This is a genomic window from Pseudomonas sp. HMSC057H01, from assembly GCF_001836405.1.
Taxonomy (GTDB): Bacteria; Pseudomonadota; Gammaproteobacteria; order Pseudomonadales; family Pseudomonadaceae; genus Pseudomonas; species Pseudomonas aeruginosa.
The window spans coordinates 103933-120978 of the sequence record NZ_KV828391.1; the positions used below are offsets into that span (position 1 = coordinate 103933).

Below are 17046 nucleotides of genomic sequence, written 5' to 3' on the forward strand. Positions count from 1 at the left end.
GAGCGCCCGCAGAAGGAACAGCCATGGACTATTTCATCATCGTCGTCACCACCGCCGCCGGCCTGTATTTCCACTGGTGGATCTACTGGCGCATCCGCCGCTGGATGGACCGCGACCTGGCGCTGTCATTCGCCGGCGACGACCCGCAAAAGCGTGACTATCTGTTACAGCGACTGGCCGAAGCCAAGGCCAGCAAGGTGAAGCGGCGCGACCTGCCGGCCTGGCTGGAGCGCGCCGCCGCCGACTACCCTTCTCGCGAAGCCTGAGCCAGGCGCCAGAGCCGGGCGATCTGCTCGGCGCGCGCCTCCAGTTCCGCCGCCGCTCCGGCACAGGCCTGCTCCAGGCTGATCGGTCCCGGCGCCAGGCTGAACGCCGCATCGATGCCGGCGTCGTGCAGGCGCTGGTAGCCGTCGCCCAGGCTGCCGGCCAGGGCTACCACGGGAACGCCGGCCTGGCGCGCGATCCGCGCCACGCCCACCGGGGTCTTGCCGTGCAGGCTCTGCGCATCCAGGCGGCCCTCGCCGGTCAGCACCAGGTCGGCACCGACCAGCGCATCGGCCAGCCCGGCCAGCTCCGCCACCAGTTCGATGCCTGGGCGGAAACGCGCACGGAGGAATGCCCTCGCGGCGAAACCCAGGCCGCCGGCGGCGCCGACGCCCGGCACCCGGCTGAAGTCCTCGCCCAGGGTCGCCGCGACCACCTTGGCGAAGTGCGCCAGGGCGGCATCCAGTTGCGCCACCTGTTCGGCGCTGGCGCCCTTCTGCGGACCGAACACCGCCGACGCGCCGCGCGGCCCGCATAGCGGGTTGTCGACATCCGCGGCGACTTCCACCGCGACATCCACCAGGCGCGGATCCAGCCCGCCCAGGTCGAGACTGTGCAGGCCCGCCAGCGCGGCGCCGCCGGGCGCCAGTTCCTCGCCGTCGGCAGCCAGGAAACGCACGCCGAGCGCGCCCAGCAGGCCGGCGCCGGCATCGTTGGTAGCGCTGCCGCCGAGGCCGAGGATGATCTTCCGCGCCCCGGCGTCCAGCGCCGCACGGATCAGCTCGCCAGTGCCACGGCTGCTGCTGCGCGTGGCGTCGCGGCGGTCGCGCGGAACCAGGTGCAAGCCGCTGGCGGAAGCCATTTCGATCACTGCGGTGGCGTCGTCCAGCCAGCCCCAGTGCGCCAGGGTCGGCTCACCGCGCGGGCCTTCCACCCGGCATTCGCGACGTTCGCCGGCGGTGGCGGCGAGTACCGCATCGACCGTGCCTTCGCCGCCGTCCGCCAGTGGCCGCAGCAACACCTCGGCCTGCGGGAAGACTCGCCGCCAACCGCGGGCGATAGCCTCGGCGACGTCGGGCGCTGACAGACTTTCCTTGAACGAATCAGGAGCAATCACGATTTTCATCAGTCACCTCACAGGGCCGGGAGTCCCCGGCCCCGCTTCAATCAGAGCAGCACAAGGCTGAGCAGCCATACCGCGAGCATACCGGCGATACCCTGGACCAGGGTCGCCAGGGTCTGGGCGCGATAGGCAGTGGATACGGTCATGCGGCTGAACTGGGTGACCACCCAGAAGAAGCTGTCATTGGCGTGGGACACCGTCATCGCCCCGGCACCGATCGCCATGACCGTCAGCACCCGGCCCATCTCGCTGTCCAGGCCGAGCTGCGGCAGCAGCGGAGCGACCAGCGCCGAGGTGGTGACCAGCGCCACGGTGGTCGAGCCCTGTGCGGTCTTCAGCGCGGCCGCCACCACGAACGGCATGAACAGGCCGATGCCCAACGCGGACAGGGTGCTGCCCAGGTAGTCGCCGAGCGGAGTGATCTTCAGCATCGCACCGAAGGCGCCGCCGGCGCCGGTGATCAGCAGGATCGGCGCGGCCGACTGGATGCCTTCCACCACGCGCTCATGGAACTCCTCGCGCTTGCTCTGGCCCTTGAGCAGGGTGCAGGCCAGGGCCAGGCCGACCAGCAGGGCGATCACCGGTTGACCGAGGAAGTTCAGGCAGGCGAACAGTACGCCCTCGCCCAGCGGCTTGCTCGGGAATACCGCGACCGAGCCAAGGCAGATCAACAGGATCGGTACGAAGATCGGCGCGAACGCCTGGGTCGCGCTGGGCAGCTTGCCGTAGCGGGCACGCAGCTCGCTGAAATCCTCTTCGGTCTGGACGACCTGGCCGTCGTCGACCAGGGGAATGTCCTTGCCGACGAAGCGATTGGCCCACCACATGCCGGCCATCGCGGTGACGAAGGCGACCACCAGGCCGACCACGATCACCAGGCCAAGGCTGGCGTCCAGGCCGAGGTTGCCGGCCGCGGCGATCGGTCCCGGGGTCGGCGGCACGAAGGTGTGGGTGGCGTAGAGACCGGTGGCCAGGGCCACGCTCATGGCGATGGTGGATATCTTCATCCGCGCCGCCAGGGCGTTCTTCAGCGAGTTGAGGATGACGAAGCCGGAATCGCAGAACACCGGGATCGACACCAGGTAGCCGATGATCGACATGGTCAGGGTCGGGAAGCGTTCGCCGAGCAGGCGGATCACGCTTTCCGCCATGGTGATCGCCGCACCGCTGCGCTCGAGGATCACCCCGATGATGGTGCCGAGCACGATGACGATGCCGATGTAGCCGAGGATGCTGCCGAAGCCGCCGGTAACGGTCTTGACGATTTCCGCCGTGGGTACCTGGTAGGCGAAGCCGGCGATCAGCGCGGCCGCCAGCAGGGCGAGGAACGGGTGCAGCTTGAGTCGCGTGGTGGACAGGACGATAAAGGCGATCAACGCCAGCAGGATCAGGACCAGGGTCATGAGCCGCCTCCTTGTTGTTATGGGTGTGGGATGGGCGCCCAGGGGCGGGTCATTTTCGCTCCGTCGGGACCGGACACGCCTTGTGCAACGGCCAGAGGAAGACGGCGCTGGAAGGGGAACATTTTGTGCGACTGCACAGTGAATCGATTGATCCGCCCGTTACCCGCGGCGCGGAACGAGCAATTGCAGCCCCAGCAACAATTGCTGGCGGTGCTCCAGGCGAGCGAGATCGAGCCCGCTGATCGAAGCGATGCGCTCCAGTCGGTAGCGCAGGCTGTTGCGATGGATTCCCAGCGCCTGGGCACAGGCCTGGGCGTGCCCGTCATGGGCGCACCAGGACTCCAGGGTAGCGGCCAGCGAACCTTGCGGATCGTGGTCGAGCAACCGCTGCAAGGGCGCCAGCAGCTGCCGCACCTGCCAACTGTCGCGCTGGCTGAACAGCAGGCTGGCGAGGCGGTGTCCGTCCAGGGTCACGACCCGCCGACCGGGCAACCGGCTGCGCGCATAGTCCAGCAGGTCGCGCGCGGCGCAGGCCGAGGCGCGCAGCTCGGCCAGGTCATGCGCCGGGTCGCCGGCACACAGGCGCGCCACGCCCCAGCCGCGCGCGTCGGCGCGCTCCAGCCAGTGCTCGAGCGTATCTGCGTGGGCTACCGGCCGGCACCAGAACACCAGGCGCTCGCCCAGCGCCGCGCTCCAGTGCTCCGCCCGGCCGCCGAGTGCCGCCAGCAGGCGAGCCTGGCAAGGCAGCGGATCGGCATGCTCGGGCAGCTCCAGGAAGACCGCCTGGCGCGGCCAGTGCATGGCCAGCCCCAGGTGTTCGGCATCGGCCGCCAGCGCCCCGAGGCCGTGGCCGGGATCGAGCAACTGGCGCAGCCAGGCTTCGTGACGCTGGCGTTGCCAGTGTCGCTCGTCCTGCATCTGGCGCTGTTCCATGAGCATTTCCGCTGCCATCCGCACCAGCTCGGCATAGGGCCGGACCACCTCCGGCGCGCCGGTGATGCCGAGCACGCCGACCAGCCGCTCGGCGTGCAGCAACGGCAGGTTCACCCCTGGCCGCACCCCGCGCAGGCAGGCGGCGGCCTGCTCGTCGATTTCCACCACCCGCCGGTTGGCCAGCACCAGTTGCGCCCCTTCGTGGCGGGTATGCAGGCGCGATGGATCGCCGCTGCCGATGATCATGCCCTGGGCATCCATCACATTGATGTTGTGCGGCAGGATCGCCATCGCCCGATCGACGATGTGCTGCGCCAGCGTCGAATCCAGTTCGAACATGGAGGACTCAGGGCGCCAGGCGTTCGCGCGACCAGCCGCCGTCCTGGCGTCGATAGTCGAGACGGTCGTGCAGGCGGCTCGGCCGCCCCTGCCAGAACTCGATGCGCTGCGGCAGGAGACGGTAGCCGCCCCAGTGCTCGGGACAGCTCGGCGGCTGGTCGGCGAAACGCCGCTCGGTGTCCGCGAGCAGCCGTTCCAGCTCGGCGCGATCGGCGATGACCCGGCTCTGCGGCGAGGCCCAGGCGCCCAGGCGACTGCCCAGCGGACGCACCTGGTAGTAGGCGTCGGATTCCTCGGGAGTGACCTTCTCGACGCTGCCTTCGATGCGCACCTGACGCTCCAGCGCCGGCCAGAAGAAGGTCATGGCCGCCCGCGGATTGGCCGCCAGTTGCCGGCCCTTGGCGCTTTCGTAGTTGGTGAAGAAGGTGAAGCCGCGCTCGTCGAGGCCCTTGAGCAGGAGGATACGGCAATGCGGATAGCCGTCGGCGTCGACGGTGGCCAGGGTCATGGCGTTGGGTTCGACCGGCAGGCGCTCGGTCTTCACCGCGTCGTCGAACCACTGGCGGAACAGGCTGAAGGGATCGCTAGGGGCGTTGGCCTCGCTGAGGCCATCGCGGGTGTACTCGCGGCGCATATCGGCCAGGGACTGGGTCATGGCGCATCTCCAGGGGGAAATGCGCCATAGCTTAACCGCAGACTCCGCCTCGCGCTTGATCCGGGACAATGGCGCCAAGCGCCCTGCCCCGGTTCGGCTCAGTTGCCCTGGGCCAGGGACAGCAGGCTGGCGCGCTGGGTATAGAGCACTTCGACGCGACGGTTCTGGGCGCGGCCGGCGGCGCTGGCGTTGTCCGCGCGCGGCATGTCGGAACCGACCCCCTTCAGGCGCAATTGATCGCCTTTCAGGCCGCTGAGGCGGAAGATCGCCGCCACCGACTGGGCACGCTCGAAGCTCAGCTTGTCGTTGACCGCCTTGCTGCCGGTGCTGTCGGTATGGCCGAGCACCAGGATACCGCTCTGCGGATCGGCCTGGGCCATCTTGGCGACCTTGCCCAGCGGGTTGAGGGTGATCGGCATCAGCATGGTGTGGCGCTTGGGATTGAACGAGTAGTCGGCGGGGGCGATGACGATCAATGCGTTGTCGCGGCGTTCGAGGGTGAACTCGCTACCGGCGATCGCTTCGCGCAGGGCTTTCTCATGAGTATCCAGCCACTCCTTGGTGACCTTCTGCTGGACCAGTGCCGGCTTGCCCGACGCCTTGCTCGCCGAGCTGGCGCCGAACGGCCACCACCAGGGGTTGGCGGCCTTCGGCTCGGCTGCGGCGGCGACTTCTTTCTTCGCCGCGGCGATCTCGGCCTTCTGCTCCGCAGCCTTGGCGGCTACGTCCCGACCGCCTTCGTCCTTGCCGAACGGCCACCACCAGTGGCTGGAGCCGACATGCTCGGCTTCGGCCTTCTGTTCCGTGGCCTGCTTGGCGACGGTCTGTCCGTCGTCCTTGCCGAACGGCCACCATGAATGGCTGGAAGCCTGCTCGGCCGGAGCCTTGGCTGGCTGCGAGGAAGCATCCTGGGTCTGGAAATAGCTGCAGCCAGAGGCGGTCATGCAGAGAAGAAGCGTCGAGGTCTTAAGCAGTTTCATACGTCGGGGTCCGTTGGAAGTGAAAGAAGGCGAGCCCGATGGAACATTCGGCTCAACCGCCGGTCACATCGCAGCGATGCCGGAGTCGATCCACTGCCCCGGCAACGCCCTATCTCATACGACGCTTTAGATTGTGTCGCTAAGCCATTATTTGGCAATGAAATTTAGCGTCGAGCCGACAAGCGGTTAAAAGTTAACCAACGGATTACAGACACTCCCCCGCGACACGCGCCAACTGTTGCGCCCGCGGATCCATCAGCACGTACGGCCCCAAGGCGTTGCTGACAAAGGAAAAAGCCAGGTCGCGCTCGGGATCGGCGAAGCCGATCGAGCCACCCGCTCCAGGGTGGCCGAAGGCCTTGGGGCCGAGTCCGTAGGTCGCATTGGCCACGCCCGGTTGGTCGAGCATGGTGCCGAGGCCGAAGCGGGTCCGGGTCAGCAAGGTCCGATCCTCGCCTACCGCGTGTTCGTGGGCCAACTGGCCCAGCAGTTCATCCTCCAGCAAACGTCCCTGCAACAGGCCGCTATAGAAGCCGGCGAGCGCGCGCGCGTTGCCATGGCCATTGGCGGCCGGCTGCTGCATGCGTCGCCATTCCGGCTTGTTGGTGCTGGTGAGGATCGACGGCGGATTGGTGAAGGCACGGGTGGTCAGCGCCAATGGCTCGCTCATCATGGTCTTCAGCATGCGCTGGGCGGCAGCGTCGCCGAGGCTGCCCTTGCTCCGCGCCATGTGGGCGACGCGGTCGAACTGGCTGTCGTCCAGGCCGATATGGAAATCCAGGCCCAGCGGTGTCGCGGTACGCGCCACGATGGCCTCGCCCGGCTCGCGGCCGTCGACCCGGCGGATCACCTCGCCGAGCAGCCAGCCGTAGGTAATCGGTGCATAGCCGTGCGCTTCGCCGGGCGTCCACCAGGGCTCCTCGGCGGCCAGTGCCGCGGTCATCGCCTGCCAGTCGTAGAGTGCCTCGGGCGGCATCTGCTTGCGCAGCGCCGGCAGGCCGGCGCGATGGCAGAGCAACTGGCGCACGCTGATCGCTGCCTTGCCGGCCGCGGCGAACTCGGGCCAGTAGCGTGCCACCGGCGCGTCCAGTTCGAGCTTGCCCTCGGCCACCAGTTGCAGCACGGCAACGGCGGTGAAGGTCTTGGTGCAGGAGAACAGATTGAGGATGGTGTCGCGCTGCCAGGGCTGCTCGCCGTCCTTGTCCGCGACGCCGCCCCAGAGGTCGACCACCGTCTCGCCACCGACCTCCAGGCACAACGCCGCGCCGCGCTCCTGCGGATTGTCGAAAAGCCGGGCGAAGGCCTCGGCAAGCGGGGCAAAACGGCTGTCACAGTGGCCTTGGGGCGTCATGGGCAAGTTCCGGTGGGAAAGTGGTCGGAGCATTCTTCCAGCCCTCGGCGGCCTTGTGAACCCTGACATAAGAGGGGTTCGCCGCAAGCGGGCGGCGGTGAATGCGCGCTCATGAACCGGCTGAATCCTCGCGCGGCGGCGGAGGCTCGACGGCAGGCATGGAGCTGGCCATCGCCGACAGTCGCGACAAGGCGGCAAGGTTGCTTCGGCGCACCGTGTCGACGAAACCGGCGAACGGCAAGCCCGTGATCCCGACCAGGCCAATATGACCGTTCTCGCCGTCCAGCAGGCGCCCGCTGGCCGGTTGGTCGAGGTACTGGAACCAGTGGGCGCCGACGATATACGGACTCTTCAGCGCCGCCTCCAGGAACGTTCGGTAGGAGTCGCCGCGCGCCCGCTCATTGGCCGCCTCGCTGACGCCACCCCAGAACGGACCGCGATCCCGCGAGCCGAAGTGGAACTCGCTGATCAGCACCGGCTTGTCCAGCCGCGCCAGCAGGGAGTCGTCCAGGCCCTGCCCGGGCAACGGCGTATAGAGGTTGAAACTGAGCAGGTCGCAATACCGGGCGCAGGAGGTGATCGCCTCGGGAGTGCTGACGGCGAAGCGGCCGCCGAGCAGGAGGTGGTTCGGTGCGTGCCATTGCAGGGCGTCGCGCAGGGTCTTGAAGTAAGCGTCGGCATACAGCCGGAGGAAGGCGCTGTAGTCCTCGGCGATGGCCGGATGCCCCTCGCCCGGCAGCGGAGCCGCGTAGCCCGGCGCCTCCAGGGCCTCCCAGGCGGCCAGCTCGATGCCCCAGGCCTGGGCCAATGCCTCATGGCGCAGGTACTTGGCTTTCAATTGCTTGACGAAGGCGCGCTTCGCCGGACTGTCCATGGACAGCCTCAAGGCTCCGAAAGCGAGGCCGTAGCGCGCCTGGGCCGAGCCGTCGCGCCCGGCCCAGGCCAGTTCGTTGTCGGCGTAGTAGCCGAACAGCCAGGGATCGTCGCGGTGGTCGCGAGCAGCGATGGCGATGACGCGCTCGGCGGCCATGGCGAAGCGCGGGTCGAAGGGATCGGGCATGGCTCCCCACCAGTCGAAACCGCTGCTGACCGTGGCGTAGTCGCCGGCGATCGACAGCGGCAGGCTGTAGGGCATCCGCGCCTGTGCGGCGAGCGCCGGATCGCTCCAGTTGCCGAGGCTGTTGAAACCCCATGCCGAGAGGCGCTCCAGAGTGCGCTGGCGCCATTCGCCGGCGAGCTGGTCGGCGCTCGCCTGGGGAGCGATGCGCTGGCGATTGGCACCGAGGAAATCGAACCAGCGGCCATGCCCGAAACGCCGCCCGGCCTGCGCGGCGACGCCGCGGCGGTCGTCGCCCTCACCGAAGAATGCGGCCAGCGGCTCACCCTCCGCCGGCAGTTCGGCGAACATCGGCTCGCGTCCTTCGACGTAGGTCCGGCCGCCGTCGGCGGTCACCGCATTAACGCCCAGCGACCAGAACGGATGTCCTTCCGGAGTAACCAGCCACCAGCGCCCGCCACGTTTTTCCGTGCGGAAGAAGCCGCTGGCTTCGAACACCGGCCCACCCAGCAGGCCGCCGAAACGGTCGCGCGCCGGTGTCTGCCGTTCCCCGTCGCGGAGCTGTGCGGCCTCGGCCGCATAGGCGCTGCGCAACTGTTCGTCGGAACGAATCTTTTCCGGCCAGTCGGCGCGGCTGTACTGGCCATAACGATCGATCAGGCCGGTCAGGATGCTCCGCTCCACCGCCCTCCCTGCGCGTATGCCGAAACGTCCGAGCAGGATGCTCTGGGGAGCTTGCGGCGAGCGCAGGGACAGGCTCAGCGCCCCGACCCTGGCGCGGTCCAGCGAGCCCTCCACGCGTGGCGCCAGCAGCATCCGCTGGCCTTCGACCATCTGCGGCATCGGCGGCCCCGCACGCATGCCCAGAGCCTCTGGCGAAACCGCCCGCAACGGCACCAGCAGGGTCTGCGGCGGGCCTGCCGGAAGCTCTATGGATGCCTGCAACCCCGGCGCGCCCTGCTCGCCCTCGATCGCGACCTCCAGGGTCATGTCCCAGCTCATGGCGTTCTGGATGCGCAGGCTCACGTAGTCCGCTGCGGACCAGTCCCAACGGCCCTGCGCCGGACTCATGCGCAAGGTGGGCCGTTGCGCCGGGCTGAAGGTGACGCGACGGAGAATGTCGCCCTCCGGGGTGGCCTCCGCCGTCACGCTGGGCAGGTCGGCATCCTCCAGGGTGATGCCGACCACGGCCATCGGCTTGACGAAGTTGAACAGCACCTGCTGGGTGTCGTTCGCCGCCAGCGGCGCGGCCACCGCGAGCAGGCCGAGAAGCAGGGGAAGATGCCAACGCGAACGGATCATGAAGCCTGTTTTCCTTAACTCCATCCCGGCATGGACAAATGCCGGGAATTTCCCGATGCGGCTCGGACGTGAAGGCTGGAGCCCTCCGCGCAGATCAGCGCGTCAGGCGATTTCCCGCCGGAACGGCGGCAATGCATTGAGGATAGCCTTGCCGTAGCGCTGGGTGACCACGCGGCGATCCAGCAGGGTGATGGTGCCGCGGTCCTGCTCGGTGCGCAGCAGCCGCCCGCAGGCCTGGACCAACCGCAGCGAGGCGTCTGGCACGGCGATCTCCATGAACGGATTGCCGCCGCGCGCCTCGATCCACTCGGCCAGCGCCGCCTCCACCGGGTCGTCGGGTACCGCGAAGGGAATCTTGGCGATCACCACGTGTTCGCAATAGGCCCCCGGCAGGTCCACGCCTTCGGCGAAGCTGGCGAGGCCGAAGAGCACGCTGTCCTCACCGTCGTCGACTCGCGACTTGTGCTTGTTCAGGGTTTCCTGCTTGGACAGGTTGCCCTGGATGAACACCCGCTTGCGCCAGTCGCGGTCGAGACCGTCGAAGACCTCCTGCATCTGCTTGCGCGAGGAGAACAGCACCAGGCTGCCGCGCGCGCCCTTCACCAGTTCCGGCAGCTCGCGAATGATCGCCGCGGTGTGCTCGGCGGCGTTGCGCGGATCCGCCTTGAGGTCGGGGACCCGCAATACCCCGGCCTCGGCATGATGGAAGGGGCTCGGCACCACCGCGGTGACCGCGTTGCGCGGCAGGCCGGCGCGCATGCGATAGCGGTCGAAGGTGCCCAACGCGGTCAGGGTCGCCGAGGTCACCAGCACGCCATAGGCGACGTTCCACAGGTTGCGGCGCAGGGTCTCGGCGGCGAGGATCGGGCTGGCGTTGGCTTCGATGTCGTAGAAGCTGCCGCTCTCGGCGAGGGTCAGCCAGCGCGCCATCGGCGGGCTGTCCTGCGGGTCCTCGCAGGTGAAGGCGGTCCACAGTTCCCAGTTGCCCTGGGCGCGCGCCAAAAGACTACCGAACAGCGGGTACCACTCCTCCGCCTGGTGGCTGGCGATGCCGCCGGCGCCTTCGCCGTCCATCGCCTCCTTGAGGATATCGGTGAGGCGGGTGAACAGGTCGGTCAGCTTGGAGAAGCCTTTCTTCAGCTCGATGCCCATCTCGCGGATATGCTCGGGGACCACCCCGCCGACGAAACGGTGACGCGGCCGCTCGCGACCTTCCATGTCCTCGCCGGCGCGGAAATCGCCGATCTCTTCGCAGGCGGTGAACATGAACTGCTGCTGGGTCTTGATCTCCCGGGCCAGCTCCGGCACCTGTTCGATCAGGCGGCCGAGGTCACCCGGCAGCGGGTGCTGGGCGAGCAGCTTGGTGAGGTTCTTGGCGATCTGCTCCAGCCAGTCGGCGGTAGCGCGCAGGCGGGTGAAATGGGCGAAATGGCCAATCGCCTTGTCCGGCAGGTGATGGCCCTCGTCGAACACGTAGAGAGTCTCGCGCGGATCGGGCAGGATGGCGCCGCCGCCCAGGGCCAGGTCAGCCAGGACCAGGTCGTGGTTGGTGACGATCACATCGACCTTGGTCATCCCTTCGCGCGCCTTGTAGAAGGCGCACTGCTGGAAGTTCGGGCAATGTCGGTTGGTGCACTGGCTGTGATCGGTGGTGAGCTGCGCCCAATGCGCGTCGTCGATCGCCTCCGGCCAGCTGTCGCGGTCGCCGTCCCAGCGGTTGCCGGCCAGGCGTTCGATCATCTGGTTGAACAGCTTGCTGCTGGTCTCGTCGACGTCGATGTTGAAACCGTCGTCGGCGAACAGTTGCGCCGTCGCGCTTTGCGCCTGGCCTTCCTGCAGCAGCACGTCGAGCTTGGACAGGCACAGGTAGCGCCCGCGGCCCTTGGCCAGGGCGAAGCTGAAGGCCAGCCCGCTGTTGCGCAGCAGGTCGGGAAGATCCTTGTGGACGATCTGCTCCTGCAGGGCGACGGTCGCGGTGGCTATCACCAGGCGCTTGCCACTGGCCTTGGCGCAGGCGATCGCCGCCAGGCTGTAGGCCACGGTCTTGCCGGTACCGGTTCCGGCCTCCACCGCGACCACCGCCGGCTCGCCCTCGCGGTGCCCCTCCTCGTCCTCCTTGATCGCGCCGAGGGCCTTGGCCACTTCGGCGATCATCAGGCGCTGGCCATAGCGAGGCTTCAGCTCCTTGGCTTCGAGAAAGCGGGTGTAGGCACCCTGGATCTGGGACTTGAGTTCGGCGCTGAGCATGGAATTCCTGGGCCCGGCGCGCAGCGGAAGGCGAATCCGCCGGCGCGCCATAGCTGGATAAATTTTCAGTGGTTCAACAGGGCGGCTATGATAACGCGCTTCGTCACAACCGCCAGCGGAGATCGCCGAATGACCCCCTACGCCCTCGTCTACGCCCTGCATGTCCTGGCCGCCCTGGTCTGGGTCGGAGGCATGTTCTTCGCCTGGACGATTCTTCGTCCGGCGGCCGTCGCCGCGCTGGAGGCCCCAGCCCGCCTGGGCCTGTGGCTGGAGGTGTTCCGCCGTTTCTTCCATTGGGTCTGGGCGGCGGTGATCCTGCTGCCGATCAGCGGCGTCGGCATGCTGCACCTGAGTTTCAACGGTTTCGCCGGCGCGCCGCGCTACGTACAGGTAATGATGGGGCTCTACGTCGCCATGCTGGCTCTCTTCCTGCGGGTGCAGGCGCTGCAAGTGCCGGAACTGCGCCGCGCGGTGCAGGCCCAGGACTGGCCGGCAGGCGGGCAGGCGCTGGGGAAGATCCGCCGCACCGTTGGCTTCAACCTGCTCCTCGGCCTGTTGCTGATAGCCCTGGTAGCGGCACGCCCGAGCCTCTGAACCGGCGATGCGCCGGCAGCCGTGCTGCCGGCCGCTCCTCAGAAGCGCACGACGTCGAGGCTGCCGTCGCTGCCGTTGGTGCCGTTCGCGCCGTCCTCTCCGCTGCGCCCCGCACGACCGGCATCCACCGAGTAGATCCAGCAACCGGTGGCGTTATCCGCCGCACCCGGTTTGCCGGCCTTGCCTCCGGCGCCGCCGACACCGCCTTGCAGACGGGTTTGCAAGCGCTCCAGAGGAAAATCGCCCGGCACTTCCAGACGAATCCGACCGCCCGCCCCGCCCGGACCGCCGTCGCTTCCGGATTGGCCGTCGCCACCTTTCAGCGCGCTGCCCCAGAAGCAGCCGGAGGCCTTGCCGGAAGCCCCGTCCAGGCCATCGTAACCCGGCGCGCCGACGCCACCGCGGGCGTCCAGCAGCAGGCTTTCCACCTCCACCGCCTGCAGGCGCAAGGTCAGGTCGCGGCCGTTACCGGCGCTTTGCCGGAAGGTGCCGGTCGCGCCGGGCGCGGAAATGATGCTGCCGTCGGCCAGGCGGCCGCTGACGACTTCGATGCTGATTCGCTCCTCGCCCGGCGCCACGCCGATCCGGGCGTTCTTCGCCATGTGCAGTTCCTCGATGCGCAGGACGCTGACCTCCAGCGGAATCAGCAGGGCGGCATCCTCGCCGATCTCCACTCTGCGCAGGCGCAGCTCCTGGGCCCGCTTGGGCAGGCGCATCACCGAGTTCGCCTGAACCTTCACGGTTCCGCCGATACCCTGCTGGCGTGCCGTCGGCGCCTCGGCCGAAAACGCGGCGCCAGCCCAGGCCAGGGGAACGACCAGGAACAATCCGAGCATGGCCTTACGCATGATCGTCCTCCTTGTCCCGCGGCAACTCGCTGGCCGGGCTCAGCGCCGGCAACGCAAGCATGTGGAAGACCCCGAACAGCAAGACCTGGAGACGGTCCAGCCAGGGATGCGCACGCGCTTTCAGGCGTCGTCCGAGGACGAGAATCTCGATCAGGTGGATCAACAGGATCAGGCCGCCGGCTATCGACAACAGCCAGTTCAGCGGATAGGCGAACGGATGCAGCAGATTGACCAGCACCGCGCCCCAGAACACCAGGGTCACGAGCTTGCCCAGCCCGAGAAACGCTTTCATGGAACTCCCCCCAAGACATCGTGTGCGGGGGAACATACTCGCCAGCCCGCCGCGGCGCCAGCCATGAACGAAAACGGGGGCTTCGACGCCCCCGTTCTGCTCCGTGCCGCCAGCGTCATTCGCGCTTGATGAGGATTTCCACCCGGCGATTCTCGGCCCGCCCTTCGCGAGTCTTGTTGTCGGCGACCGGCTGGCTTTCGCCCAATCCCTGCACGCCGACGATGATGCTCGAAGGCACCCCGGCATCGATCAGATAGTTCGCCACGGCATTCGCGCGCCGTTCCGACAGCTTCTGGTTGTAGGCATCGGAACCGACGCTGTCGGTATGCCCGGTGATACTCAGGCGCGTACTGGCCGCCTCGCCTTTCAGGCGTTCGGCGATGCCGTTGAGCTTCTCGCTGTCGGCGGCGTCCACCTTCGACGAATCGAAGGCGAAGTGCAGGTCGCGCACGACAATGGTTTCTTCCTTGACGACAGGAGGCGGCGGCGCGACTTCCTCGACCGGCTGCGGAGGCGGCGGCGCGACCTGTTCGCCGGCACCGTGCACCCAGCAATAGGCGGCACCGACGCCACCGCCGATCAGGGCGCCCCAGCCGGCCCAGCTGCTGCTTTCGATCGCGCCCAGGCCGGCGCCGGTAACACCACCGACCGCCGCACAGGTCGGCCAGTCGCTTTTCTGCAACCCTGCGCAACCGGTCAGCAAGCCGCTGACCAGAATCAGGGGTAAAGCGGTCCTCGTGATGCTCATTGGAACTCTCCTCGTGGATCGGTTGTAACCGACAAATAGGGAGTAAAGACCCCAGCCGAAAAAAGCGCCAGCACTAGGCCATGCAGGCGCTTCAGGCTAGTCTTGGCGAATCCCAGGAGAGTGTTTTCCCATGAGCGAACCGATTTCTCCCCGCACCCCGCAGCAGGCCCTGGCCGCGTTGCTCGCCCGCTACGCGCCGAAGCGCTTGCTGCTGGTCGGCGCCAGCCGGCTGCCGGCGGTGGAGGCCTTCATCCACAACCATCCCCAGTGCCAACTGGCGCACAGCCCGGCGGCGGCATTGCCCGCCGAACTGGCCGGTCAGCGCTTCGACCTGGCGCTGTTCGTCGATTGCCTGGAACACCTGCCGCAGCGCACCGGTCTGCAGTTGCTCGCGGGCGTGCGCAACCTGAACGCCAGCCGGGTGGCCGTACTGGTCGACCTCGAGGCCAGCGACTGGCAGGAAACCGACTTCTTCGCCCTCGCCATGCAGAACAGCGAACGCTTCCAGCGCGAAGGCCAGACGCTGACCCTGTACACCTACGACCTGTACGAGTACAAGCAGGTCCCCGATTGGCTGAACGCCAAGTTCTGGGCCAACCCGGAAAACTTCGGCAAGTACTGGTGGTAACCATGACCCAACCCACCTGCCCCTGCGGCAGCGGCGACCCGCTCGACGATTGCTGCGGCCGCTATCACCAGGGACATCCCGCGCCCACCGCGGAAGCCCTGATGCGCTCGCGCTACAGCGCCTATGCCCTCGGACTGGTGGACTACCTGCGCGACACCACGCTGCCGGCGCAACAGGCCGGCCTCGATCTCGACGGCATCCGCGCCTGGAGCCACGGCAGCACCTGGCTCGGCCTGGAGGTGGAAAACCACGAGGTGCTCGGCGGCCAGCCGGAGCATGCGCGAGTCACCTTCGTCGCGCGCTGGCACGACGCCGAGGGGGAACATGCCCATCGCGAATGTTCCGGCTTCGTCCAGCGCAACGGTCGCTGGTACTTCCTCGATCCGACCGTGGCCCTGAAACTCGGCCGCAACGACCCCTGCCCCTGCGGCGCCGGCGGCAAGCTGAAGAAATGCTGCGGTCCATGGATCACCTGATGCATTCGCTCGCCAGCTATATCCGCGCCATCCATGCCCTGCCCTCGCCAGTCTCGATAAGCGATGCGCAGATCGAAGAGCAACAGCGCTGCGAGGACGGCGTCGAGATCCACAGCTGCGAAGCGCTCTACCGTTTCGACAACGGCGTGCGCCTGCGCCAGCACTGCGAGCGCGACCTCCTGCCAAGCAGCGGGGCCTGCGAGGAATGCTGGATCGGCTACGAAGTGCTGGATTTCGCCGGGCAGGAAATCAGCCCACGCCACAAGCACTTCGTCAACGCCTGCCAGGAACGCTTCTGGTTGCGCATGCACGCCTGAGATACAGCGCCAGGCGGCGCGGTTTGGGCGTTGACGAGCGCTCGGGTAGAATGCGCAGCCTTTTCATCCGGGCCCCATCCCCATGCTGCTGACCGTGCTCTACATCATCGCCATCACCGCCGAAGCCATGACCGGCGCGCTGTCGGCCGGCCGGCGCAGCATGGACCTGTTCGGCGTGGTGCTGATCGCCTGCGTCACCGCCCTGGGCGGCGGCTCGGTACGCGACATGCTGCTGGGCCATTACCCGCTGACCTGGGTCCGTCACCCGGAATACCTGGCGCTGACCGCAGTCGCCGCGCTGGTCACGGTGTTCATCGCGCCGCTGATGCGCCACCTGCGCTCGCTGTTCCTGGTACTCGACGCGGTCGGCCTGGTGGCCTTCACCCTGATCGGCTGCCAGGTCAGCCTGGAAATGGGCCACAGCCTGCTGATCGCGGCGATCAGCGGGGTGATCACCGGGGTGTTCGGCGGCATTCTCCGCGACATCCTGTGCAACGACGTACCCTTGATCTTCCGCCGCGAACTCTATGCCAGCGTGTCCTTCGCCAGCGCCTGGTGCTACCTGATCTGCGTGGAGCTGGAACTGCCCTCCGAGCAGGCGATGCTGATCACCCTGTTCAGCGGCTTCCTGTTCCGCCTGCTGGCCATCCGCTTCCACTGGGAAATGCCCAAGTTCGTCTACCAGGACGATTTCGACCACTGAGGCAAGCGCCTGCCCCTGGTCGACGCGTTCCTCCAACCCCGCGCCTGTCCCCGATGCCACGGCCCGCGACGCGGTTATCCGCCCCACGCCCACGCTTGTCGCAGGCCGCTGCCCGCCTCAGTCCTGCAGGCGCAGGTGGCTGGTGTCCGGAGCCGGAGCCGCTGGCTCGGGGCGTGCCTGGCCCATGTCGCTACCGACCGGGGCGACGCTGAAGCGGCTCAGATCGAGCTTCGGCGCCTCGGCTTCGGCCTTGGCGTCCTGTAGGTCGGCGCCTACCGGAGCCAGGCCGAAATCCGGCGCATCGACCTCGGCGAACGCCGCCATGTAGCCGTCCCGCGGCGCTACCTGCAAACGCCCGGAGGGCGCGCTGTCCCGCGCAGCGACGCGGGCCTGTGGGGCTTCCACGGCGGCCTGCTGCGCAGGCGGCGGCGCCATGACCACCTCCTCGATCTCCATCTCGGCGACCACGGCGATCGCTCCCGCTCGCTCCAGCACGCTGCGGTATTTTTCCGCGGAGGCGGCATCGAGGTTGTTCTTGATCACCACCCGGCGGCCGGAGAACAGCAGTTCGATACGCTGCGCGTCGGCCTGGAACAGCTTGGCCAGGTTGGCCTTGACCACCTCGGGCCGGGCGCCGGCGACCAACTGGCCGGAAAAGGCGATTTCAAAGCGGCTCATTGGCATCTCTCCGAGTGAAGGGCCGCTCGGCATGGCGGCCCTGGCGTTTCGTCGAACGATTGTACCCATCGACAGCCACGCGTGGAGTGACTGGGTCCGGCAAATTGG

18 protein-coding genes are annotated in these 17046 nt (G+C 67.8%); 6 read left to right on the forward strand and 12 right to left on the reverse strand.

Features of this window, described 5'->3' with window-relative positions; all coding sequences use genetic code 11:
- The first annotated feature begins 23 nt into the window (after window positions 1-23).
- Window positions 24-266 (forward strand): hypothetical protein, encoded by a 243-nt coding sequence (locus HMPREF2581_RS04350; protein ID WP_003082053.1) that lies wholly within the window; start codon window positions 24-26, stop codon window positions 264-266.
- On the opposite strand, the gene HMPREF2581_RS04355 is transcribed toward HMPREF2581_RS04350, so the two are convergent.
- The 8 genes from HMPREF2581_RS04355 to dinG form a co-directional block, all read right to left on the reverse strand.
- Window positions 245-1390: a glycerate kinase gene (locus tag HMPREF2581_RS04355; RefSeq protein WP_003140617.1), complete on the reverse strand. Its 1146-nt coding sequence runs from the start codon at window positions 1388-1390 to the stop codon at window positions 245-247. The genes HMPREF2581_RS04350 and HMPREF2581_RS04355 overlap by 22 nt on opposite strands.
- Window positions 1391-1431: 41 nt before the next feature.
- Window positions 1432-2790: a GntP family permease gene (locus tag HMPREF2581_RS04360; RefSeq protein WP_003086363.1), complete on the reverse strand. Its 1359-nt coding sequence runs from the start codon at window positions 2788-2790 to the stop codon at window positions 1432-1434.
- Between the two features lie 159 nt (window positions 2791-2949).
- Window positions 2950-4062 (reverse strand): CdaR family transcriptional regulator, encoded by a 1113-nt coding sequence (locus HMPREF2581_RS04365; RefSeq protein WP_003112517.1) that lies wholly within the window; start codon window positions 4060-4062, stop codon window positions 2950-2952.
- Between the two features lie 7 nt (window positions 4063-4069).
- Window positions 4070-4717, reverse strand: a complete 648-nt coding sequence (gene pdxH / locus HMPREF2581_RS04370; RefSeq protein WP_003086357.1) for a pyridoxamine 5'-phosphate oxidase — start codon at window positions 4715-4717, stop codon at window positions 4070-4072.
- A 98-nt stretch (window positions 4718-4815) separates the two neighbouring features.
- Window positions 4816-5697: an OmpA family protein gene (locus tag HMPREF2581_RS04375; RefSeq protein ID WP_003108672.1), complete on the reverse strand. Its 882-nt coding sequence runs from the start codon at window positions 5695-5697 to the stop codon at window positions 4816-4818.
- Window positions 5698-5902: 205 nt separating this feature from the next.
- The gene (locus tag HMPREF2581_RS04380; protein WP_016254124.1) at window positions 5903-7048 is read right to left on the reverse strand and encodes a serine hydrolase domain-containing protein; all 1146 of its coding nucleotides are present in this window, start codon (window positions 7046-7048) and stop codon (window positions 5903-5905) included.
- A gap of 109 nt (window positions 7049-7157) precedes the next feature.
- A complete protein-coding gene (locus tag HMPREF2581_RS04385) occupies window positions 7158-9431 on the reverse strand; it encodes a hypothetical protein (RefSeq protein ID WP_003140621.1) in 2274 nt (757 codons plus the stop codon).
- A 78-nt stretch (window positions 9432-9509) separates the two neighbouring features.
- Window positions 9510-11654 carry an ATP-dependent DNA helicase DinG gene (gene dinG / locus HMPREF2581_RS04390; RefSeq protein ID WP_003086351.1) on the reverse strand — a complete coding sequence of 715 codons (2145 nt, stop codon included), beginning with the start codon at window positions 11652-11654 and terminating at the stop codon, window positions 9510-9512.
- Window positions 11655-11783: 129 nt separating this feature from the next.
- On the opposite strand from dinG, the gene HMPREF2581_RS04395 reads away from it, so the two are divergent.
- Window positions 11784-12248, forward strand: coding sequence for a CopD family protein (locus HMPREF2581_RS04395; RefSeq protein WP_003082024.1), 465 nt, complete (start codon window positions 11784-11786; stop codon window positions 12246-12248).
- Window positions 12249-12286: 38 nt separating this feature from the next.
- On the opposite strand, the gene HMPREF2581_RS04400 is transcribed toward HMPREF2581_RS04395, so the two are convergent.
- The 3 genes from HMPREF2581_RS04400 to HMPREF2581_RS04410 all read right to left on the reverse strand — a co-directional run bounded on the left by HMPREF2581_RS04400 (window position 12287) and on the right by HMPREF2581_RS04410 (window position 14136).
- Window positions 12287-13096: a hypothetical protein gene (locus tag HMPREF2581_RS04400; RefSeq protein ID WP_003140624.1), complete on the reverse strand. Its 810-nt coding sequence runs from the start codon at window positions 13094-13096 to the stop codon at window positions 12287-12289.
- Complete coding sequence (locus HMPREF2581_RS04405; protein ID WP_003140625.1) at window positions 13089-13388, reverse strand: DUF1145 domain-containing protein; 300 nt, start codon at window positions 13386-13388, stop codon at window positions 13089-13091. The genes HMPREF2581_RS04400 and HMPREF2581_RS04405 overlap by 8 nt, the downstream gene beginning before the upstream one ends.
- A gap of 115 nt (window positions 13389-13503) precedes the next feature.
- Complete coding sequence (locus tag HMPREF2581_RS04410; RefSeq protein ID WP_003082015.1) at window positions 13504-14136, reverse strand: OmpA family protein; 633 nt, start codon at window positions 14134-14136, stop codon at window positions 13504-13506.
- A gap of 130 nt (window positions 14137-14266) precedes the next feature.
- Between HMPREF2581_RS04410 and HMPREF2581_RS04415 the strand changes: the two genes are divergently transcribed.
- The 4 genes from HMPREF2581_RS04415 (at window position 14267) to HMPREF2581_RS04430 (ending at window position 16260) form a co-directional block, all read left to right on the forward strand.
- Complete coding sequence (locus HMPREF2581_RS04415) at window positions 14267-14764, forward strand: DUF6231 family protein (protein WP_003086343.1); 498 nt, start codon at window positions 14267-14269, stop codon at window positions 14762-14764.
- 2 nt (window positions 14765-14766) lie between these two features.
- Window positions 14767-15240: a YchJ family protein gene (locus tag HMPREF2581_RS04420; RefSeq protein ID WP_003123184.1), complete on the forward strand. Its 474-nt coding sequence runs from the start codon at window positions 14767-14769 to the stop codon at window positions 15238-15240.
- Window positions 15240-15557 carry a hypothetical protein gene (locus tag HMPREF2581_RS04425; RefSeq protein ID WP_003140628.1) on the forward strand — a complete coding sequence of 106 codons (318 nt, stop codon included), beginning with the start codon at window positions 15240-15242 and terminating at the stop codon, window positions 15555-15557. Before HMPREF2581_RS04420 ends, HMPREF2581_RS04425 begins: the two co-directional genes overlap by 1 nt.
- Before the next feature lie 82 nt (window positions 15558-15639).
- Window positions 15640-16260, forward strand: coding sequence for a trimeric intracellular cation channel family protein (locus HMPREF2581_RS04430; protein ID WP_003081997.1), 621 nt, complete (start codon window positions 15640-15642; stop codon window positions 16258-16260).
- A 117-nt stretch (window positions 16261-16377) separates the two neighbouring features.
- On the opposite strand, the gene HMPREF2581_RS04435 is transcribed toward HMPREF2581_RS04430, so the two are convergent.
- Window positions 16378-16938: a hypothetical protein gene (locus tag HMPREF2581_RS04435; RefSeq protein WP_003123185.1), complete on the reverse strand. Its 561-nt coding sequence runs from the start codon at window positions 16936-16938 to the stop codon at window positions 16378-16380.
- Between the last annotated feature and the right edge of the window lie 108 nt (window positions 16939-17046).